The sequence below is a fragment of the Labrys sp. F242 genome (assembly GCF_057813875.1).
The window spans coordinates 621,934-641,382 of sequence record NZ_JBVASG010000001.1 but is presented as its reverse complement, the minus strand read 5'-3'; the positions used below and the strand labels follow the sequence as shown (position 1 = coordinate 641,382).

Genomic DNA, 19,449 nt, shown 5'->3' with positions numbered 1-19,449 from the left:
GCCGAGGGGGAAAGGGTGTCGGGAGTGTCAGCCTCCGGCTGACATTTGTCGACCAGAGGCCAACACTCCGCGTTTCCCGCGCTCGGTCAAACGACCATGCAACCGTACATCAAGCTTCGCCCACGGTCTCGAACAGCACGGCCTCGAGCGCTTCCTTGGGGGTCTTGCCGGCCCAGATCACGAACTGGAAGGCCTGGAAATAGCGTTCGCAAGTTTCCACCGCGATCTCGATCAGGGCTTCGCACTGGCGCGGCGTGGCCTCGGCGCCGCCGGCCAGGAACAGGGCATGGCGATACATGATGACCTGATCAGCGTTCCAGACGTCGAAATGGCCGATCCACAACTGTTCGTTGACGAGCGCAATCGTCTGCAAGAGATCGGCGTGGCGACGCTTGGGAATCTTGGCGTCGAAGGAGCAGGCCAGATGCAGCGACTCGATATCGTCCATCCAGGTGAAGGAGACAGCATAGTCGCAGCCATGCCCCTTCACGACGATGGAGATCTCATCTTCGCCGAGTCTGTCGAAAGCCCAGTCATGAAGACTCGCCAGATGTTCGACGAGATCAACCGGATGACCGGCCCGCTCGCTCTGGAGCTCGATTACCGACATTGCAACTCCCGGCGCCTCCGAGGAGGCGCATTGGCGCTGCGAACACCGATCGATACGCAGCCTGTGAGGGGAGAGTTCAGGCATTCGGGCTGAATCGGCAAGGATTCGTTCCCGCCGTCCACAAGGAGGCCTCTCATTCTTAGCCGGTCTTATTGTCGCACGGCGGGACAGTCTTGCGCTCAGCGTGCAGCAAGTTTGGCCTCGAGCTCGGCGACACGGGCGGCGAGACGTTCGTTTTCGTCGCGGGCCTTGATCGCCATCTCGCGCACGGCGTCGAACTCGTCGCGGCGGACATAGTCGAGATCGCGCATGATGCGCTCGGCCTGGCTGCGCACGACGCTGTCGACTTCCCGGCGCACGCCCTGGGCTACGCCGGCGGCGTCGGTCATCAATTTGGCGAACTCTTCATAGATACGGCCGGATTGCTGTGGCATCACGAAACTCCTTTGCGGCGTCGATAGCACGGGCCAGACCTCGATAAAAGCTTGGCCCCGATAGAAGCTTCTGCCTTGACGCTGTCACCTCTAGTCACCAAAAGGCACCCATGCCTGAGCAATATTTCATCGTCCCCTACATCCACCCCGAAATTTTCAGCATCGGCCCCCTCGTCGTCCGCTGGTATGCGCTGGCCTATATTTTCGGCCTGCTCGGCGGCTGGTGGTACGGACGTCGCCTGATCGGCAATGCCAGGCTCTGGCTGGTACAACCTGGCACCAAGCTGCAATTCGACGACCTCTTGATCTGGGTCACGCTCGGCGTGGTGGTCGGCGGGCGGCTCGGCATGCTGCTTTACGAGCCCGATTATTATCTCGCCAATCCGATCGAGATCTTCAAGGTCTGGGAGGGCGGCATGGCCTTCCATGGCGGCTTCCTGGGCGCGGCCCTCGCGATCATCCTGTTCGCCTGGCGCAACAAGATTCCGATCCTGTCCTATCTCGACATTGCCGCTTGCGTGGCGCCGATTGGCCTGTTTCTCGGCCGCATCGCCAATTTCATCAATGACGAATTGTGGGGTCGGCCAGCCTGGGGATCTTACTGGGGCGTGATCTCGCCTTCGAGCCCCTTCGCCCTGGTGCCACAACAGGGACCGACGCCGCGCTATCCGAGCCAGCTGATCGAGGCCGCTCTGGAGGGCCTTGCTCTGTTCGTGCTGTTTGCCGTCATGACACGCTTCGGCGCCTTGAAACGGCCCGGCTTGATCGCCGGCCTGTTCGGTATCGGCTATGCCGCCGCCCGCTCCTTCAGCGAACTTTATCGCGAGCCGGACGGCTGGTGGATTCAAAATGTGCTGACTATCGGCCAGGCCTACTCCCTGCCGATGATCGTGGCCGGCCTTGGCCTGGTGATCTACGCCCTGATGCATCGCCCCGAGGCGCCAAAGGCCTCCGACACACCGAAATCGGCATGAGCGAAACGCCGCTCGCCCGCGAAATCAAGGATCTCATCCGCCAGGACGGGCCGATCGACGTAGCGCGCTATATGGCGCTCGCGCTCGGCCATCCCCGTTACGGCTATTACATCACGCGCGATCCGCTCGGCGCCGCCGGGGATTTCATCACTGCTCCCGAGATCAGCCAGATGTTCGGCGAGATCCTCGGCCTGTGGGCTGCCCATCGCTGGATGATCCTGGGTTCGCCCACCCATATCGGCCTCGTGGAATTGGGGCCGGGACGCGGCACGCTGATGGCGGATGCGCTGCGTGCCATCGGCAAGGTCCTGCCGGCCTTTGCAGCCGCCATCGAACTGCATCTGGTCGAGACCAGCCCCACGCTGCGCAAGGCCCAAGCCACCATCTTGGCCGAGGCTCTCGGCCCCAGCCTCGCCGGCCGATCTCCGATCTGGCACGACGACATCGCCACCTTGCCGGACGGGCCATCGATCGTCATCGCCAACGAGTTCTTCGATGCCTTGCCCGTGCATCAACTGGTCCATCGCAGCGGACACTGGCATGAACGTCTTGTCGGCCTGGTCGATGACGAACTGGCCTTCGGCCTCGCTGCCGAGCCCGTGCCGGCCAGCCAGGCCCCTTCCCTTTCTAACACCGCACTCGACGGCACCATCGTCGAATACCCGGAAGCCGGTTCGCAGGTGATGGCTGGCCTCTGCGATCGGCTCGCCCGATTTGGCGGTGCTGCCCTGATCATCGACTATGGCCATCTTGAATTCGGCGTTGGCGACACGCTGCAGGCCATGGCGGCGCATGCCTTCGTCGACCCGTTGGCCCGGCCCGGCGAAGCCGATCTCACCACCCATGTCTGTTTCGAGACACTGGCGCGGATCGCCGCCGACAAACGCCTTGCGATCGACATCCTCGCCACGCAGGCGCAATTCCTCAACGAACTCGGCATCCGCCCGATGGCGGCCAATCTCAGCCGCCATGCCACGCCGGAGCAGGCAGAGGCGATTGCCAAGGCGCTCGAACGCCTCACCGACGATGCCCCGCGCGCCATGGGCTCGCTGTTCAAGGTGCTGGCCGTTTCAGCGCCAGGAACCCAGCGAAGCTGAGAAAGGCCCGGTCAGCCTCACACCTTGCAGCGGCAGCTCTTGCGATGCTTCTTCGCCTTGTAGTGATGCCGGTGCGCCTTGTGGCGGGGGCGATAGACCCGCTCAGACTGAATGATCACCGGCGCCGCGACCGGGCGGATATGCAGGCTGCCAATGCCGGCCGAAGCGTTGAGGCCAGTCTGCCCCTGCACCGAGATCGGCTGCAGCGTCACACCGCCATTGCCGCCGCCGAGCAGCACATTGGCCCCGACACCGACCGCGGCGCTGGCCTCGGCCGACACGCCGGCATAATTGCCGCCCAAGGGCGCGTGGCGATTGGAGGGTTCGAACACGGCCCAGACCATTCGGCCACCGAAGGTGAAACCGACATCCACGCCGATCTTGGTGATGGTACCATCATAGAGTTCGCTGTAGCCGTTGAAGTCCGAGAACCGGCAGGACACCGACTTGCGCGAACCCAGCACCACGCCGATGCCGCCGCCGATATCGCAGGTGAGCGTTCCCGTCCTGACGGCCGCCTGTGCGGAGCCGGCCGCCGCAGGCGCCAGCAAGGCCGCCAGCGCGAGGGCGGGCAGGATTTTCGTGATTTTCATGGGGCACCTATTTCAACAAATCTTTCTGGCCACGGCCAGATAGCTGAGCACTTTGAACCAACGGCTTCAAAACGCAACGGTTCCTGGAGCGAAATCGCCGGCGTCACAATCCTGGCTGGCATCGACTTCCTTCCCGGCACCCGTTTGACATCCCCCGCCTTCCTCCCGATCCTGCCGCCATGACCGATTCGCCCGCCATCGCGCTCCAGCACGCCGCCCTCGACCTGCCCGGCATCCGCCACGGCTTCTTCACGCGCCAGGGAGGTGTATCGGCCGGCATCTACGCCTCCCTCAACGGGGGATCGGGCTCCGACGACGTTCCCGATCATGTCCGTGAGAACCGGGGCCGCATGGCCGACAGCCTCGGCGTGCCACGTGACCGCTTCATCACCTGTTATCAGGTGCATTCACCCAACGTGGTCACCGTCACCGCCCCCTGGTCCCGCGAGCATGCGCCCAAGGTCGACGCCATGGTGACGCGCGAGCGCAATCTCGCTCTGGCCGTCGCCACCGCCGATTGCGGTCCCGTCCTGTTCGCCGATGCAAAAGCCGGCGTGATCGGCGCGGCCCATGCCGGCTGGAAGGGCGCCTTCACCGGCGTGCTCGAAACCACGCTCGACGCCATGGTGGGCCTCGGCGCCACGCGCGGCGACATCGTCGCGGTGCTTGGCCCCATGATCTCGCGCGCGGCCTACGAGGTCGGCCCCGAATTCAGGGAGCGCTTCATCGAAGCCGATACCACCAATGAACGTTTCTTTGGCCCGAGCCCCAATGCCGGCCACGCCATGTTCGACCTGCCTGCCTATATCACCATGCGGCTCACAGCCGCCGGGATCGGCCGCTTCGAGGACATGGCGCTGTGCACCTATCAGGATGAGGAACGCTTCTTCTCCTATCGCCGGGTGACCCATCGCAAGGAGCCCGATTATGGCCGCCTGCTGCATGCTATCGCTCTGATGGACTGACAGGAACGGGATTCGAGGCAGGATCTGCCATGCTGCATTTTTCAAACGACGAATTCGCCGCGCGCCTAAAGCGCCTGCAGGCCGAGATGGCCGCGCGCAAGCTCGACGCCATGCTGCTCTTTGCGCAGGAGAGCATGTATTGGCTCACCGGCTACGATACGTTCGGTTTCTGCTTCTTCCAGTCCCTGCTGGTCCGCGCCGACGGCACGATGGCCCTGCTCACGCGGACGGCCGATCTGCGCCAAGCCCAGCACACCTCGATTCTCAGCGACATCCGCATCTGGACGGATAGCAAGGATGCAACTCCGGCCCAGCAGCTCCTGGCCATGGTGCGCGATCTCGGCGTGACCGGCGGCCGCATCGGCGCGGAGTTCGATTCCTACGGCCTCACCCATGCCAATGGCCGCAAGCTGGAGGCGGCCTTCGCCGGCGATTTCGAACTGATCGATGCCTCCGATGTCATCGCCCATCTGCGAGCCGTCAAGTCGGCTGCCGAAATCGCCTATGTGCGCGAAGCGGCCCGCCTCTCGGATGCCGCCGATGCGGCCGGCATCGCCGCCGTGTTTCCTGGCGCGGACGAGGGTGATATCCTCGCAGCCCAGCACAATGCCATCTTCTCGGCTGGCGGCGACTACCCCGCCAACGAGTTCATCATCGGTTCAGGACGCGACGCCCTGCTCTGCCGCTACAAGAGCGGCCGCCGCAAGCTCGCCGAGCGCGACCAGATCACGCTCGAATTCGCCGGCGTCTACAGGCACTATCATGCGGCGCTGATGCGCACGGTCACCGTGGGCGACGTCTCGCCCCGCCACAGCGAGCTTTACACGGCTGCGCATGAAGCCCTTCTCGCCTGCGAGGCTGAGATTCGGCCGGGGCGCACAGCCGGCGACGTCTTCGCCGCCCATGCCCGGGTGATGGATTCGCATGGGCTTGAAAACCATCGGCTTGCCGCCTGCGGCTATTCGCTCGGCGCCAAGTTCACGCCGTCCTGGATGGACCGGCCGATGTTCTACGAAGGCAATGACTGGGTGCTGGAGCCGGGCATGGTGATGTTCGCCCATATGATCCTGATGGATTCCGACAGCGGCACCGCCATGTGCCTCGGGCGCACCAGCCTGACGACCCAGAACGGCAGCGAAGTGCTGAACGGAGCCGATGCCGGATTGCAGATGCGCTGATGCGACGGGAAGGCCGCCCAGGCCCGACCGGGCATCGGAACAGCGGCAAATCATCCCAATCCGCACGCATTCCAGCCATGCAAGTGTGAACTCCTTGTGACGCCCCCATTGTATGCGGGGCGGCCAGTTGCTAAGAGCCGGGTGCATTTTTCTCAAAGCGGGAGCCGGCTTCATGGCGGCAGGTGACAGGGGCCACGGTTCGGGCGAGATCAAGCTCGTCGCCGGCAATTCGAATCGTGCACTGGCCGAATCGATTGCGACCTATCTGAAAACCCCCCTGACGAAGTGCTCGGTGCGGCGGTTCGCCGACATGGAGATCTTCGTCGAGATTCAGGAAAATGTCCGCGGTGCGGATGTCTTCGTCATCCAGTCGACCTCCTTCCCCACCAACGACCATCTGATGGAATTGTTGATCATCACCGATGCCCTGCGCCGCTCCTCGGCACGGCGCATCACGGCGGTGATCCCCTATTTCGGCTATGCCCGGCAGGATCGCCGCGCTTCCGGCCGTACGCCGATCTCGGCCAAGCTGGTCGCCAACCTGATCACCCATGCCGGCGCCGACCGCGTGCTGACCCTCGACCTGCATGCCGGGCAGATCCAGGGCTTCTTCGACATTCCCACCGACAACCTCTTCGCCGCCCCGGTGATGGAACGCGACATCAAGGCCCGCATGGAGCTCGAAAAGCTCATGGTGGTCTCGCCCGACGTCGGCGGCGTGGTGCGCGCCCGCGCTCTCGCCAAGCGCATCGACGCCCCCCTCGCCATCGTCGACAAGCGCCGTGAACGCGCCGGCGAGAGCGAGGTCATGAACGTGATCGGTGACGTGAAGGGCCGTACCTGCATCCTGATCGACGACATCATCGATTCCGGCGGCACGCTGGTGAACGCCGCCGAGGCTCTGCTGGAACGTGGTGCCAAGGACGTGCTGGCCTACATCACGCATGGTGTGCTTTCGGGCGGCGCGGTTGCCCGTATCGCCTCCTCCAAGCTGCGCGAACTGGTGATCACCGACTCGATCATGCCGACCGAGGCCGTGCGCGTGGCCCAGAATATCCGCGTCATCTCGATCGCGCCGCTGATCGGCGAGGCCATCGGCCGTACCGCATCCGAAGAGAGCGTCTCCAGCCTGTTCAACTGAGCCTGCCCGTCCCTCCGTTCGGATTGGTTTTTTCAGAACCGCCCGCGCAGCCTCCTTCTCGCGGCGGTTCAGCGTCCTATGGCCTCGACATCGGGGCTTCCTCCTGCCGCGCCACTCGCGGCCAGGTTGTCCGTGGCTTATCCCCATATTTCAGCCAGATCTTCGCGCCATCAGTCTCCGCAACGTAGAAGGCACAAAGCGCAGTCGGTTATGGCGAATATTGCGTCGTATCCCGGCCATCCGCAATTTTCAGACGATCACTATACCCCTCGACATACTGTTCCCCTGCACGCAGCGCGCGCAGCACTACCCTTCCTCTCCCCGTCGAAAATCGCGGGTTGCCGTAGTGAACGCGAGAGCCTTTACTGCCAGCCTTCAACCAATAGCCGGAACAACTGGCTTCAGAGGGGAAATCAGGATGACAGCGATTATTCGAACGCGCCTGTTCGGCGCCCTGCTTGCCATCGGCATGCTCGGCGGCACGGCCCTGCCGGCCTCAGCCGAAACAGTGCTGAACAAGGGCCTTGGCGGCGAACCTCAATCGCTGGATCCTATCCACACGACCACCAATATCGAGCAGTTCATCATCGACGACCTCTACGAAGGTCTCACCGCTTATGACGGCGCCGGCAAGGTGGGTCCCGCCGTCGCCGAAAGCTGGACGGTTTCCCCGGACGGGCTCGTCTACACCTTCAAATTGAGATCCAGTGCCAAGTGGTCGAACGGCGATCCGGTCACGGCGGAAGATTTCGTCTATAGCTTCCGGCGCAATCTCGATCCCAAGGAAGCCGGCGAATATGCCAGCCTGTCCTATCCGATCAAGAATGCTCAGGCGGTGAACACCGGCAAGGCAGCGGTCGATACTCTCGGGGTCAAGGCCATCGATGCCGGCACGCTGGAAATCACCCTCGAAAGTCCGGTTCCCTTCTTCCCCGAACTCCTGGCTCATCAAAGCGTGGTGCCGGTGAACAAGGCCAATGTCGAGAAATATGGCCGCGACTTCGCCAAGGCGGGCAATCTGGTGTCGAACGGTGCCTATACGGTCACCGAGCAGATACCAGGCGACCACCTCACCTTCGTCAAGAACCCCAACTACTGGGGTGCGGCAAATGTGAAGATCGATCGCGTCGTTGCCTATCCGAGCGAGGACCAGGCCGCCATCCAACGCCGCTTCCTCGCCGGAGAGCTCGACCTCGCCTATCAATTCCAGGCCGATCAGCGCAAATTCCTGCAGGAGAAGGTCGGCGACGAGGTTCACGTCTCGCCATCGACGTCGAGCGAATATTATGCCTTCGACACCCGCAAGCCCCCCTTCGACGATGTCCGGGTCCGACGAGCCTTTGCCATGGCTATCGACCGCGACTTCCTGGCCAATGACATGCTGAACGGCGTCTATCAGCCGCTCTATAGCTGGATCCCGGACGGCATCGTCAATTACACGCCGGCCAAGGCCGACTTCGCCGACATGCCCCAGCTCGACCGCGAGGATAAGGCCAAGGAATTGCTGAAAGAAGCCGGTTACGGTCCGGGCGGCAAGCCGCTCAAGGTCGAGATCCGCTACAACACCAATGAGAATTGGAAGAAAGTCGCCACGGCGATCGCCGATATGTGGAAGGGCCTCGGCGCCGAGGTCACCATGCTCAATTCCGATCTCAAGTCCCACTACGCCTATCTGCAGCAAGGCAACAGTTTCGACATCACACGGGCCGGCTGGGTCGCCGACTATGCCGATCCGGAGAACTTCCTGACCCTGGGTGTCTCCACCAACAAGGTCTTCAACTACGGCCACTACAACAATCCCGAATTCGATGCCTTGATGGCCAAGTCCTTCGCCGAGCGGGATGTGCCCAAGCGCATGCAGATCCTGCATGACGCGGAAGCCATGCTGCTGCGCGACGCCTCCGTTACGCCCCTGCTGGTTTACAACGACCCCTGGCTGGTTTCCAAGAAGGTCAAGGGCTGGCACGACAACCTCGCCAACCACCACGGCACGCGTTTCCTCACCAAGGAATGAAACGCCGTATGTGAGAGGCAGGCGACCCACCCGCCTGCCTCTCATCCGCGGCTAAAGCGTTTTGCGATTTGGCGGGGTCGGCAAGAATCGCAAAGACGCGTCCGAACAAAGAGTTAGAGCTAAGAAGCGTTTCCACTTAAACGCGCTTTGCTCTAGGGAAGCGCGCTCGCCTCGCTGATGCCAGGCCTGAACGCTTCGCGGGCAGCCAATCCGAGGCGATGTCATGCTTTCATTTGTACTGAAGCGCCTGGCGAGCGCGATTCCGACCCTGTTCGTGATCATCACGCTTTCCTTCTTCCTGATGCGGCAGGTACCAGGCGGCCCCTTCAATCTTGCCCGCCCGCTGCCACCGCAGATCATGGACAACCTCAACCGGGTCTATCATCTCGATGACCCGGTCTGGAAACAATACTTAAACTATATCTGGAATGTATTGCGGGGCGATTTCGGCCCCAGCTATGTCTATCGTGATTATACGGTCTCCGAAATCATACTTCAAAAACTGCCATATTCTTTGCAGCTTGGCGGCATGGCATTGCTCTTGGCTGTCGTCGGCGGCATTCTCATCGGCACCATTGCCGCTCTACGCCAGAATTCGATCGTGGATGTCGCCGTGACCGCGATCGGCAATATCGGCATCACCGTCCCCAATTTCGTCATCGGTCCGGTCCTTGCGCTCCTCTTCGGACAAACCCTGCACTGGCTGCCGACCGGCAGTTGGGGCGACGGTTCGTTTCGCTACCTGCTCCTGCCGATGATCACCCTGGCTCTGCCGGAGCTGGCGACGTTTGCCCGCCTGATGCGCGGTTCCATGCTGGAAGCCTTGCATGCCGACCATATCCGCACGGCCAAGGCCTATGGCTTGCCGGCCAAGCTGACCATTATCGGCCACGCCATGCGGGCCGGCGTCCTGCCGATCGTCACTTACCTTGCCCCCGCCGCCGCCTCGCTCCTGACGGGCTCGGTGGTGGTCGAGAAGGTCTTCGGCATCCCCGGTGTCGGCAAGGATTTCGTCGAAGGTGCGCTCAACCGCGACTATACGCTGGTGATGGGGACCGTCGTGCTGGTCTCGGTCTTCATCATCGTTTTCAACCTGATCGTCGACCTGCTCTACGCCTGGCTCGATCCGAGGGTGCGCAATGACTGAGACGAATTTGACAACAAGCGCCCCTCGTCGCAGCCGCAGTCTGGTCGAGCTTGCCTGGCTCCGCCTCCGCCGCAACAAGGCCGCCATGGTCAGCCTGTTCGTGTTTGCGGCCATAGTGCTCTTTTCCGTGCTGGGGCCGTTTTTTTCGCCTCATGGCTACGACCAGGTCTACGGGTCCTACGTCAAGGTTCCCCCCAGCCTCTCGCCTTATCCCAAGCACGCGACACTCGAGGAGGCCATGAAGCGGGCGGCCTCCCAGGCCCGTCTGCAGGTTCAATCTTTCGAGACCTCAGGCACGCAGTTCACGGCGACATTGACTTCCAGCCGGTCGATCGATCCGCGCGCCACCCGCTATGTCGATCGTATCGACGAGTTCCGGAACACCAAGGTCACCGAAACCCGGGACGACGGCCGCACGGTGGTCATGCAGGGCGACATCAATGGCCAGTATTTCCTGCTCGGCACCGATGGCAATGGCCGAGACCTGATGACCAGGATCATGATCGGCGGCCAGGTCTCGCTGCTCGTCGGCCTGCTCGCCAGCCTGGTCAGTCTCATCATCGGCGTCACCTACGGCGCTGTTTCGGGGTTCATCGGCGGGCGTACCGACAATCTGATGATGCGCTTCGTCGAGATCCTCTATTCGCTGCCGTTCATGTTCTTCGTCATCTTGCTGGTGGCTTCCTTCGGGCGCGACTTCTGGCTGATCTTCGTTGCCATCGGCGCCATCGAGTGGCTCGATATGGCCCGCATCGTGCGGGGGCAGACCCTGTCGCTGAAGCGGCGCGATTTCATCTCGGCAGCCCACGCCCTGGGGCTCAGCGAGGGCGCGGTGATCCGCCGCCACATCATTCCCAACACGCTGAGCCCGGTGCTGGTGTTCCTGACGGTGCGTATTCCGCGCATCATCCTGTTGGAAAGCTTCCTCTCCTTCCTCGGGCTCGGCGTGCAGGCTCCTCTGACCAGTTGGGGGGCGCTGATCAAGGAAGGCGCCGATTCCATGGAAGCAGCGCCTTACCTCTTGATCTGCCCAGCCATCTTCCTGGTCACCACCCTGTTCTGCCTCAATTTCATCGGCGACGGCCTGCGCGACGCCTTCGACCCCAAAGATCGCTGAGGAAGACCGATGCAACAGACACCCTCGGATCAGGACACGACAGACACCCTCCTCGACATCAGCGGTCTGGAGGTCAGCTTCAGCACCCCCGACGGCACGGTCAAGGCGGTCAAGGGCATCGACCTCAAGGTCAACAGTGGCGAGACCGTCGCCATCGTGGGCGAATCCGGCTCGGGCAAGAGCCAGACCATGATGGCGCTGATGGGCCTGCTGGCCGGCAACGGCCAGGTGCGTGGATCGGCCAAATATCGCGGCAGGGAATTGCTCGGCCTATCGCCGAGGGAGCTCAACAAGGTACGCGGCGACAAGATCACCATGATCTTCCAGGAGCCGATGACCTCGCTCGATCCGCTTTACAAGGTCGGGCGCCAGGTTGCCGAGCCGATCGTCCATCATCGCGGCGGCAGCTACAAGCAAGCCCGCAAGAAAGTGATCGACCTGTTCAAGCTCGTCGGTATCCCCCATCCGGAGCGGCGGGTGGATGCCTATCCGCATGAGATGTCGGGAGGCCAGCGTCAACGCGTGATGATCGCCATGGCACTGGCCAACGATCCCGACCTCCTGATCGCCGACGAGCCGACCACCGCGCTCGACGTCACCGTACAAGCGCAGATCCTGTCCCTGCTCGCCGAGCTCAGGCAGCGCCTGGGCATGTCCATCGTTTTCATCAGCCACGACCTCAACATCGTCCGGCGCTTCGCCGATCGCGTCTATGTCATGCGTCGTGGCGAAGTGGTGGAGACCGGCACCACGGAAGAGGTCTTCGACAATCCCCAGCACGACTACACCAAGATGCTGCTGGCGGCCGAGCCGTCAGGTCACAAGGATCCACCGCAGCCCGATGCCCCCGTGCTGCTCGAGGGCCGCAACATCCGGGTCACCTATCATCTCAGCGGTAGTATGTTCGGCGGCCACAAGGCCATGGACCTGAAGGCGGTGGACGATGTTTCCGTGCGCCTGCAGCAGGGACAGACCATCGGCATCGTGGGTGAATCAGGCTCGGGCAAGTCGACCCTGGGGCGTGCCTTGTTGCGACTGAATTCCGGCGAGGGCGACATCCGCTTCGACGGCAGGGACATCTCGAAAGCGAGCGTGCTCGAGATGCGGCCGCTGCGGCGCGCCCTGCAGCTGGTGTTTCAGGACCCCTACGGCTCGCTCTCTCCGCGCATGTCGGTGGGTTCCATCGTCACCGAGGGCCTGAGGGTGCACGAGCCGAATCTATCGGCTGCCGATCGCGACAAGCGGGCCATCCAGGCTCTGACCGAGGTTGGTCTCGATCCTGCCGCCCGCAACCGCTATCCGCATGAATTCTCCGGTGGCCAGCGCCAGCGCATCGCCATTGCACGGGCGATGATCCTCAAGCCCAAGGTGGTGGTGCTGGATGAGCCAACCTCGGCACTCGACCGCTCGGTGCAGAAACAGATCGTCGAACTGCTGCGCGAACTGCAGGCCACGCATGGCCTGTCCTACCTGTTCATCAGCCATGATCTATCGGTGGTGCGGGCCTTGTCCGACTATGTCGTGGTGATGAAGGAAGGCCGCATCGTCGAGGAAGGGGCGACCGCCCAGATCTTCGATGCGCCGCGGGAACTATATACCCAGACCCTGATGGCGGCGGCGCTGGGCAAGGAGCGCGTCGAGGCCACGAATACGGTTTGAGGCCTGGCACGACAGTTGCGTTTGAACAGGTAAAGCATTGTCCGAAAATAATTGAAATGCCTCCTTTGTCATGCCCGGGCTTGACCCGGGCATCCAGCGGCCTCGTCTTCGATACCTGGAAGGAGCTGGATTGCCGGGTCAAACCCGGCAATGACAAAGGTCGAGCCAATTCGATTCTATTATCGGCGGACGAGCCCTAAGGAGGCGGGATATACGGAGCGTCAGCCAGGAGGCTGACGCTCCGTATATCCCCTTCAAACGTGAACTGCGGCTGTAGTGCCGGGGGGTGTCGTGAGTATCCTTCGAAACTTCGCCCCATCACGCTTGCAGAGCATCATTCTTCGTCTTCCCCCGCCTGTGTTTCCAACGGAAATATCAAATGAAGAAGCCCAGATTCATCCTGCCCGTCACCCTCGCGCTGTCACTCATGCCTACCACCTTGAGCGTGCCGGCGCTGGCTGACGATTCGATGGTGAGCTTTGCCATGCCGAGCGGCAATATTTCCTGCCGCTTCATTCCGCAGAGCGAGGGCGAGGGCGAGGGCGCGAGCGCGGGATTGGAATTGCCGACCCTGAGCTGCGAAAGGGAGAAGCAATCACCCGCGCGGATCATTCTCGGGCCGAGCGGAAAAGGCGCCATCTACAAGGATATCAGCGATCCCTTCTGCTGTGACGGCGACACCACTGTCGGCTATGGTCAGACTTGGGAGAATGGCCCTTTCAAATGCGTCTCGGCTGAGGATGGCCTGACCTGCCGCAGACGAGACGGCCACGGCTTCTTCATCAGCCGGGCCAAACTGTTGGCCTACTGAGGAGGCAGCGGAAAGCTGTCGCCTCCACGTCGCTTTGAAGAGCCCCTGTCATCCCCCCGTCATCGCTTGGTCTTATCCGCGAATCCCATCACGCAACCTGGATTCGACGAAGGAGCGGCTGGGGATGACGGATGTGAACAGCATCGGGACACAGGCACGAGCCAAGAGCCAGGGCCAAGCCAAGCAGGGCCACGTCAAACAAGCCGTGGAGCACCATCGGCTGTTGTCATTGCGCGGCATCCAGGATCGGCTTTTCACCTTGGCTTTCAGCGGCCTCGTCTACGCCCAGATCTGGGAAGACCCCGAAATCGACATGGAAGCGCTGGCGCTGAAGCCCGACGATCGGCTGGTCGCAATCGCCTCGGGCGGCTGCAACGTGATGAGCTATCTCAAGGCCGGCCCGGCCTCGATCACCGCCGTCGATCTCAACCGCCATCACATCGCGCTCAATCGCTTGAAGATCGCCGCGGCCCAGCAATTGCCGGATCATGCCACCTTCTACGATTTCTTTGCGCGCGCCGATCAGCGCCGCAATGTCTCGGCTTATGAAACCGCGCTTCGTCCGCATCTCGATGCCGAGACACGCGCCTATTGGGATGGCCGCGACCTGCTTGGCCGCCGTCGCATCGGCTATTTCGGCAAGAACCTCTATCGCTATGGCCTGCTCGGCCGTTTCATTGGTCTCGGCCACCTGATCGGACGGCTGCATCGCATCGATCCGGCCGACCTGCTGGCAGCCCGCGACCTCACCGAGCAGCGTCGTGTCTTCGACGAGCGCATCGCTCCCCTGTTCGATCGCCCGCATATCAAATGGCTGACCCGCCGGCGGGCCTCGCTCTATGGCCTGGGCATTCCGCCGGAACAGTATGACGCCCTGGCTGGCGCCGCCGCCGACGGGGAAGGCATTGCCGATGTGCTGCGCGAACGACTGGAGCGTCTCGCCTGCGATTTCGACCTCAAGGACAATTATTTTGCCTGGCAGGCCTTCGGCCGCGGCTACAAACCGGAGGGCGACGGGCCGGTGCCGCCCTATCTCGAGCGCGCCGCCTATGAGGCCGTGCGCGATCGGGCCGACCGCATCGAGGTGCGCCACGTCAACCTGATCGACCACCTCAAAGCCCAGCCAGCAGCCAGCCTAGACGCCTATGTGCTGCTCGATGCGCAGGACTGGATGACCGATGTCATCCTCACCAAGCTGTGGAGCGAGATCACCCGGACTGCCCGCCCCGGCGCCCGGGTAATCTTCCGTACCGCCGCCGAGGAGAGCCTGCTCCCGGGCCGCATCCCCGCCGACTTGCTGGCACGCTGGTCCTATGACCGCGAGCGTTGCCGAGCCTGGACCGCCCGCGACCGTTCCGCGATCTATGGCGGTTTCCATCTCTACGAGCTGCGAGCCCTCCATTGAGCATCGAGATGCAGACAGGCGATGCTGCGGCGGCGATGAACCGGATCTATCGCCACCAGCGCTACATCTACGATCTCACGCGCAAATATTATCTGCTCGGCCGGGATCACCTGATCGCCTCGCTGCGACCGGCCGCCAGCGATGCGATTCTCGAAATCGGTTGCGGCACCGGCCGCAACCTCATCGCCGTAGCCAGGCGCTATCCCGCCACACCACTTTACGGCTTCGACATTTCGACGGCGATGCTCGAAACGGCACGGCACTCGCTCGACCGCAATCGCCTGGCGCGAGTCACCGTGGTCCAGGCCGATGCCACCCGCTTTTCGCCTGAACAGCTCGGGCGCAAGGGTTTCGAGCGCATCTACATCTCCTATACGCTCTCGATGATCCCCGACTGGCGCGCCGTACTGGAACGCGCCATTGCCGGCCTGAACCCAGGCGGGCGCCTTCTGATAGTGGATTTCGGCCAGCAGGAGGGCCTGCCGGGCTGGTTCAAGCACCTGCTCTTCGCCTGGCTGGCACGCTTCCACGTCCATCCCATCGCGGCATTGCCCACAGCGTTGGCGGACCTCGCAAGCCGCGAGGGACTGCGGCTTCGGACCAAAGACCTCTACCGTGGCTACGCCTTCTATGCGGAACTGGAGAGGCCGGCCATAATGACATAGGTTCGAGCCAATTGCGGGGCACGCTATATTTCCCTTACCCCCGCCTTTCCCAGAACACCGTGCCCTCGAAGCGGAAGGCCTGCTCGCCATGCTGGTTGATGGCTGAACTCAGCATCGAGACGATGCCCCATTCGGGACGGGAAGCGCTCTCCTTCTTGCCCGTGATCTCCACGCTGTAGCGCAGCGTATCACCAGCATGCACCGGCTTGGCCCAGACCATGTTGCGAAAGCCCGGTGACGGGCCGAGCTTGACCACCGGCTTGCCGAGTTGGCGCGCCCTGATGATCTCGACCTCCTGATGCGCCACCAGGAGTTTCATCCAGACCGCGGCAACCTGCCAGCCCGACGCCACCAGGCCGCCAAAATGGCTGGCCGCCGCAGCCGCTTCGTCGACGTGAAAGGGCTGGGGATCGTAGAGCACCGCAAAGCGCTTGATGTTCTCGACCGAAAAGGTGAAGGCACCGATCTCGTCGGTATCGCCGATGGCGAGATCCTCGAAATATTTCATGCCGCCAGCCTCCGGCCGAACATGATGGAGCCGGTCTGGGTGGTCACCACCGTCTTTCCATCAGCCACGAGCTCGAACAGGAACTTCACCAGGCCCATCTCGGGGCGGCTCTTGGAAGCGCGCGCCTCCAGGGTCGTGCGGCGAACGCTCAGCGTGACATCCGGGCGGAGCGGCGCCAGCCATTTGACCTCGTCGATGCCGGGCGCGCCCATCGAGGTGGAGCCGAGCATGAAGCCATCGCAGTTGAGCCGCATCAAGATGCAGCAGGCATGCCAGCCGGAAGCGGCGAGCCCGCCCAGCATGGTGCCTTTTGCCGCCTCATCATCGAGATGAAACGGCTGGGGGTCGTATTCCCTGGCAAAAGCGAGGATGGCCTCGCGCGTCAGCTTGTACGATCCGTAGGTGGCAATCTCGCCGACCGGGAAATCTTCGAAATGGAGCAGGGTATCAGCCATGCCCTCAGGATGGACCGATTAGGCCCTCAACGGCAAGAGCCTGATATTTGTCGAGGAAGGCCTCGACCGGGAGCTTACGGAAGTCGGGCAAGGCAGCGCGCAGGGTCTCGTGCGACCAATTCCACCAGGCCAGGGCCTGCAGGCGGTCGGCAATCGCTTCCTCGAAACGACGGCGGATCGGCCGTGCCGGATTGCCGGCGACGATGGTGTAGGCTTCCACGTCCCGGGTGACCACGGCGCCGGCCCCCACCACGGCGCCGATACCGATGCGGCGCCCCGGCAGCACGATCGCGCCATGGCCGATCCAGACATCATGGCCGATATGGACGTCATGTTCCCTGCGCCAGGCAAAGAAGTCGTCCTCGTCGCTCTCGCCTTCGAAATAGGCCGAGGCGCGATAGCTGAAATGGCTCTGGCTCACCCGGTTCATCGGGTGATTGCCCGGATTGATGCGTGTATGGGCCGCGATCGACACGAAACGGCCGATATGGCTGTACGCAATGTCCGAATCGTTGACGACATAGGAATAGTCGCCGAGTTCGACCTCATGCAGGCTGGTGCGGGGACCTACTTCGGTGTAGCGCCCGAGCCTGCTTGCGGAAATCAAAGCCGCCGGGTCGACGAAAGGCGTCAGGCTGAGTTTGGGCAAAGGGCGATCCAACGATGATGGAAAGGCCCTGCTTCCCACTCCGCTGCGACAGCCACGTGACAAGCATCCGCCGGAGCGCCCGATCTGTCGCATAGGCCCGCGACATCCGCGGGGGATCGTCACCGAAACATCATTGAACTGCCATCCCTCTGTAATGGCCCAGCGTTACCGACTTCGGAAAGCTGCACGAGAAGGGATCTGTTCATGCTGGCGATCAAAGGAGTTTCCAGGCGCTTCGGCGGCAAGGCTGCCGTCGCGGACGTCAATCTGGAAATCGCGCCCGGCGCCTTCATCGGCGTAATCGGGCGTTCGGGTGCCGGCAAGTCGACATTGCTGCGCATGCTGAACCGCCTCGTCGATCCGAGCGAGGGCACGATCTCCTTCGACGGCGTCGATGTCACGGCCCTGCGCGGCCAGGCCCTGCGCGACTGGCGTGCGCGCTGCGCCATGATCTTCCAGCAGTTCAATCTGATCGGCCGCCTCGACGTGCTAACCAATGTGCTGATGGGCCGCCTCAACAAGGTCTCGACCGCCAGTGCCGTGCTGCAGCTGTGGGGCCTCGAGGACAAGGCCATGGCGCTCGCTGCGCTCGAGCAGTTCGACATCGCCAATCTCGCCGGCCAGCGTGCCGACAGCCTGTCCGGCGGCCAGCAGCAGCGCGTGGCGATCGCCCGCGCTTTGGTGCAGGAACCCTCGATCATCCTGGCGGACGAGCCGATCGCCTCGCTCGATCCGCGCAACACCAAGGTCGTGATGGATGCGCTGCTGCGCATCAACAAGCATTTCGGCATCACCGTCATCTGCAATCTTCATTCGCTGGATCTCGCCCGCGGCTATTGCGACCGCCTGATCGGCATGTCCGCCGGCCGGGTGGTGTTCGACGGCACACCCGCCATGCTCACTGCCGATGCAGCGCGCGACCTCTACGGCCTCGAGGCCGGCGAAGTCATGGATGCCGATGCCGACGCCAAATGGGCAGGCGACACAAACTCGGCAGGTTTGGCTCGCCCTGCCAGCGTCGCGGCCTGACAGGCCGGCTGCGCATCTTCAAGAGCCACAAGAACACGATATTTCCGACAGGAGAGACCTATGCTTTCGCGCCGCACGCTGCTCGGCCTTGCCGCAGCAGCCATGAGCTTTGCCGCTGGTACCGCCCAGGCCGAGGACTGGAAGGCCCAGTATCCCGAATTGACGCTTGCCGTCATCCCAGCCGAGAATGCCTCCACCACCAATGACCGCTACCAGCCGCTGGCCGACTACATCGCCAAGCAGGTCGGCGTGCCGGTCAAGCTCAACATCGCCAACGACTACGCCGCCGTGATCGAAGCCCAGCGCGCCGGCTTTGCCCAGATCGCCTGGTACGGCCCGGCCTCCTACGCCCGCGCCATCATCACCGGCGTGGCCACCGAGCCGGTCGCCGTTCCCCGCCACAACAATGGCCTCACCGGCTACTATTCGGTGATCTATGTGAAGGCCGACAGCCCCTACAAGACCATCGAGGATCTCAAGGGCAAGAAGCTCGCCCTCGTCGACCCCAACTCGACCTCCGGCAACAATGCGCCGCGCTTCGGCCTGCACAGCCAGGGCATCGACGTCGACAAGTTCTTCTCCTCGGTCGTCTTCGCCGGCAGTCATGACAATGCCGTGCTGGCCCTCGCCCAGGGTACCGCAGATGCTGCCGCCAACAGCTGGAACTCGGAAGACGATTCCAACCTGACCCGCATGCTCAGCCGCGGCATCCTCAAGAAGGATGACGGCACCCCGATGACCAAGGGCGACTTCCGCGTCATCTACAAGACGCCCTTCCTGCCCGAAGGCCCCTATACGGTGCTCGCCTCGCTGCCCGACGATCTGAAGAAGAAGATCGGCGCCGCCCTGATCGACTACGCCAAGAACGATAAGGCCAATTTCGATAAGCTTTCCGACGGCAAGGATCTCGAACTCACTGCGATCAGCGCCAAGGAATATCAGCCGATCGTCGACATGGTGAAGTTCAACGACGCGCTTCGCAAGACCCAGTAAGGGGT

The 19,449-nt window shown here is 62.7% G+C and carries 20 protein-coding genes; 14 read left to right on the top strand and 6 right to left on the bottom strand.

Annotated features, from left to right (window positions below):
• Nucleotides 1-109: 109 nt before the first annotated feature.
• Both ACZYTC_RS03050 and ACZYTC_RS03045 read right to left on the bottom strand, forming a co-directional pair.
• Complete coding sequence (locus ACZYTC_RS03050) at nt 110-610, bottom strand: type III secretion system chaperone family protein (protein ID WP_068288472.1); 501 nt, start codon at nt 608-610, stop codon at nt 110-112.
• Nucleotides 611-789: 179 nt separating this feature from the next.
• Nucleotides 790-1,044, bottom strand: a complete 255-nt coding sequence (locus tag ACZYTC_RS03045) for an accessory factor UbiK family protein (RefSeq protein WP_488988865.1) — start codon at nt 1,042-1,044, stop codon at nt 790-792.
• A 110-nt stretch (nt 1,045-1,154) separates the two neighbouring features.
• Between ACZYTC_RS03045 and lgt the strand changes: the two genes are divergently transcribed.
• Both lgt and ACZYTC_RS03035 read left to right on the top strand, forming a co-directional pair.
• Nucleotides 1,155-2,018, top strand: a complete 864-nt coding sequence (gene lgt / locus ACZYTC_RS03040; protein ID WP_434957481.1) for a prolipoprotein diacylglyceryl transferase — start codon at nt 1,155-1,157, stop codon at nt 2,016-2,018.
• Complete coding sequence (locus tag ACZYTC_RS03035; protein WP_441770481.1) at nt 2,015-3,115, top strand: class I SAM-dependent methyltransferase; 1,101 nt, start codon at nt 2,015-2,017, stop codon at nt 3,113-3,115. Before lgt ends, ACZYTC_RS03035 begins: the two co-directional genes overlap by 4 nt.
• Nucleotides 3,116-3,132: 17 nt before the next feature.
• Here the strand turns inward: ACZYTC_RS03035 and ACZYTC_RS03030 are convergent, their stop codons facing one another.
• Entirely contained in the window at nt 3,133-3,708 is a 576-nt protein-coding gene (locus ACZYTC_RS03030; protein ID WP_434957483.1) for a DUF992 domain-containing protein, read from the bottom strand.
• A 179-nt stretch (nt 3,709-3,887) separates the two neighbouring features.
• Here ACZYTC_RS03030 and pgeF point away from each other — a divergent pair, with 179 nt between their 5' ends.
• The 10 genes from pgeF to ACZYTC_RS02980 all read left to right on the top strand — a co-directional run bounded on the left by pgeF (nt 3,888) and on the right by ACZYTC_RS02980 (nt 15,810).
• Nucleotides 3,888-4,673 (top strand): peptidoglycan editing factor PgeF, encoded by a 786-nt coding sequence (gene pgeF, locus ACZYTC_RS03025; protein ID WP_441770480.1) that lies wholly within the window; start codon nt 3,888-3,890, stop codon nt 4,671-4,673.
• A gap of 29 nt (nt 4,674-4,702) precedes the next feature.
• On the top strand, nt 4,703-5,851 hold the full coding sequence (locus tag ACZYTC_RS03020) for a M24 family metallopeptidase (RefSeq protein ID WP_434957485.1): 1,149 nt from the start codon (nt 4,703-4,705) through the stop codon (nt 5,849-5,851).
• A gap of 172 nt (nt 5,852-6,023) precedes the next feature.
• Nucleotides 6,024-6,992: a ribose-phosphate pyrophosphokinase gene (locus tag ACZYTC_RS03015; RefSeq protein WP_434957486.1), complete on the top strand. Its 969-nt coding sequence runs from the start codon at nt 6,024-6,026 to the stop codon at nt 6,990-6,992.
• A gap of 418 nt (nt 6,993-7,410) precedes the next feature.
• The gene (locus ACZYTC_RS03010; RefSeq protein ID WP_488988864.1) at nt 7,411-9,006 is read left to right on the top strand and encodes a peptide ABC transporter substrate-binding protein; all 1,596 of its coding nucleotides are present in this window, start codon (nt 7,411-7,413) and stop codon (nt 9,004-9,006) included.
• Between the two features lie 223 nt (nt 9,007-9,229).
• A complete protein-coding gene (locus tag ACZYTC_RS03005) occupies nt 9,230-10,153 on the top strand; it encodes an ABC transporter permease subunit (protein WP_434957488.1) in 924 nt (307 codons plus the stop codon).
• Nucleotides 10,146-11,270: an ABC transporter permease gene (locus ACZYTC_RS03000; RefSeq protein WP_434957489.1), complete on the top strand. Its 1,125-nt coding sequence runs from the start codon at nt 10,146-10,148 to the stop codon at nt 11,268-11,270. Before ACZYTC_RS03005 ends, ACZYTC_RS03000 begins: the two co-directional genes overlap by 8 nt.
• 9 nt (nt 11,271-11,279) lie before the next feature.
• Complete coding sequence (locus tag ACZYTC_RS02995; protein WP_488988863.1) at nt 11,280-12,929, top strand: ABC transporter ATP-binding protein; 1,650 nt, start codon at nt 11,280-11,282, stop codon at nt 12,927-12,929.
• 379 nt (nt 12,930-13,308) lie between these two features.
• Nucleotides 13,309-13,740, top strand: coding sequence for a DUF6636 domain-containing protein (locus tag ACZYTC_RS02990; protein ID WP_488988862.1), 432 nt, complete (start codon nt 13,309-13,311; stop codon nt 13,738-13,740).
• Between the two features lie 124 nt (nt 13,741-13,864).
• Nucleotides 13,865-15,145, top strand: a complete 1,281-nt coding sequence (locus tag ACZYTC_RS02985) for a BtaA family protein (RefSeq protein ID WP_441770475.1) — start codon at nt 13,865-13,867, stop codon at nt 15,143-15,145.
• Between the two features lie 8 nt (nt 15,146-15,153).
• Nucleotides 15,154-15,810, top strand: coding sequence for a class I SAM-dependent methyltransferase (locus tag ACZYTC_RS02980; RefSeq protein WP_488988861.1), 657 nt, complete (start codon nt 15,154-15,156; stop codon nt 15,808-15,810).
• Nucleotides 15,811-15,844: 34 nt separating this feature from the next.
• On the opposite strand, the gene ACZYTC_RS02975 is transcribed toward ACZYTC_RS02980, so the two are convergent.
• The 3 genes from ACZYTC_RS02975 to ACZYTC_RS02965 are packed head-to-tail and all read right to left on the bottom strand — an operon-like array spanning nt 15,845 to nt 17,422.
• Nucleotides 15,845-16,318: a MaoC family dehydratase gene (locus ACZYTC_RS02975; protein WP_434957494.1), complete on the bottom strand. Its 474-nt coding sequence runs from the start codon at nt 16,316-16,318 to the stop codon at nt 15,845-15,847.
• The gene (locus ACZYTC_RS02970) at nt 16,315-16,773 is read right to left on the bottom strand and encodes a MaoC family dehydratase (protein WP_434957495.1); all 459 of its coding nucleotides are present in this window, start codon (nt 16,771-16,773) and stop codon (nt 16,315-16,317) included. Before ACZYTC_RS02970 ends, ACZYTC_RS02975 begins: the two co-directional genes overlap by 4 nt.
• Before the next feature lie 4 nt (nt 16,774-16,777).
• Nucleotides 16,778-17,422, bottom strand: a complete 645-nt coding sequence (locus ACZYTC_RS02965) for an LbetaH domain-containing protein (protein WP_488988860.1) — start codon at nt 17,420-17,422, stop codon at nt 16,778-16,780.
• A 204-nt stretch (nt 17,423-17,626) separates the two neighbouring features.
• On the opposite strand from ACZYTC_RS02965, the gene phnC reads away from it, so the two are divergent.
• Nucleotides 17,627-18,451 (top strand): phosphonate ABC transporter ATP-binding protein, encoded by an 825-nt coding sequence (phnC, locus tag ACZYTC_RS02960; protein ID WP_481272702.1) that lies wholly within the window; start codon nt 17,627-17,629, stop codon nt 18,449-18,451.
• Nucleotides 18,452-18,511: 60 nt separating this feature from the next.
• A complete protein-coding gene (gene phnD, locus ACZYTC_RS02955) occupies nt 18,512-19,444 on the top strand; it encodes a phosphonate ABC transporter substrate-binding protein (RefSeq protein ID WP_434957498.1) in 933 nt (310 codons plus the stop codon).
• Nucleotides 19,445-19,449 lie beyond the last annotated feature (5 nt).

Bases quoted from the DNA above. Each gene is read 5' to 3' on its own strand.
- ACZYTC_RS03050 (WP_068288472.1), bottom strand. From the start codon at position 610: ATGTCGGTAATCGAGCTCCAGAGCGAGCGGGCCGGTCATCCGGTTGAT.
- ACZYTC_RS03045 (WP_488988865.1), bottom strand. From the start codon at position 1,044: ATGCCACAGCAATCCGGCCGTATCTATGAAGAGTTCGCCAAATTGATG.
- lgt (WP_434957481.1), top strand. From the start codon at position 1,155: ATGCCTGAGCAATATTTCATCGTCCCCTACATCCACCCCGAAATTTTC.
- ACZYTC_RS03035 (WP_441770481.1), top strand. From the start codon at position 2,015: ATGAGCGAAACGCCGCTCGCCCGCGAAATCAAGGATCTCATCCGCCAG.
- ACZYTC_RS03030 (WP_434957483.1), bottom strand. From the start codon at position 3,708: ATGAAAATCACGAAAATCCTGCCCGCCCTCGCGCTGGCGGCCTTGCTG.
- pgeF (WP_441770480.1), top strand. From the start codon at position 3,888: ATGACCGATTCGCCCGCCATCGCGCTCCAGCACGCCGCCCTCGACCTG.
- ACZYTC_RS03020 (WP_434957485.1), top strand. From the start codon at position 4,703: ATGCTGCATTTTTCAAACGACGAATTCGCCGCGCGCCTAAAGCGCCTG.
- ACZYTC_RS03015 (WP_434957486.1), top strand. From the start codon at position 6,024: ATGGCGGCAGGTGACAGGGGCCACGGTTCGGGCGAGATCAAGCTCGTC.
- ACZYTC_RS03010 (WP_488988864.1), top strand. From the start codon at position 7,411: ATGACAGCGATTATTCGAACGCGCCTGTTCGGCGCCCTGCTTGCCATC.
- ACZYTC_RS03005 (WP_434957488.1), top strand. From the start codon at position 9,230: ATGCTTTCATTTGTACTGAAGCGCCTGGCGAGCGCGATTCCGACCCTG.
- ACZYTC_RS03000 (WP_434957489.1), top strand. From the start codon at position 10,146: ATGACTGAGACGAATTTGACAACAAGCGCCCCTCGTCGCAGCCGCAGT.
- ACZYTC_RS02995 (WP_488988863.1), top strand. From the start codon at position 11,280: ATGCAACAGACACCCTCGGATCAGGACACGACAGACACCCTCCTCGAC.
- ACZYTC_RS02990 (WP_488988862.1), top strand. From the start codon at position 13,309: ATGAAGAAGCCCAGATTCATCCTGCCCGTCACCCTCGCGCTGTCACTC.
- ACZYTC_RS02985 (WP_441770475.1), top strand. From the start codon at position 13,865: ATGACGGATGTGAACAGCATCGGGACACAGGCACGAGCCAAGAGCCAG.
- ACZYTC_RS02980 (WP_488988861.1), top strand. From the start codon at position 15,154: ATGCAGACAGGCGATGCTGCGGCGGCGATGAACCGGATCTATCGCCAC.
- ACZYTC_RS02975 (WP_434957494.1), bottom strand. From the start codon at position 16,318: ATGAAATATTTCGAGGATCTCGCCATCGGCGATACCGACGAGATCGGT.
- ACZYTC_RS02970 (WP_434957495.1), bottom strand. From the start codon at position 16,773: ATGGCTGATACCCTGCTCCATTTCGAAGATTTCCCGGTCGGCGAGATT.
- phnC (WP_481272702.1), top strand. From the start codon at position 17,627: ATGCTGGCGATCAAAGGAGTTTCCAGGCGCTTCGGCGGCAAGGCTGCC.
- phnD (WP_434957498.1), top strand. From the start codon at position 18,512: ATGCTTTCGCGCCGCACGCTGCTCGGCCTTGCCGCAGCAGCCATGAGC.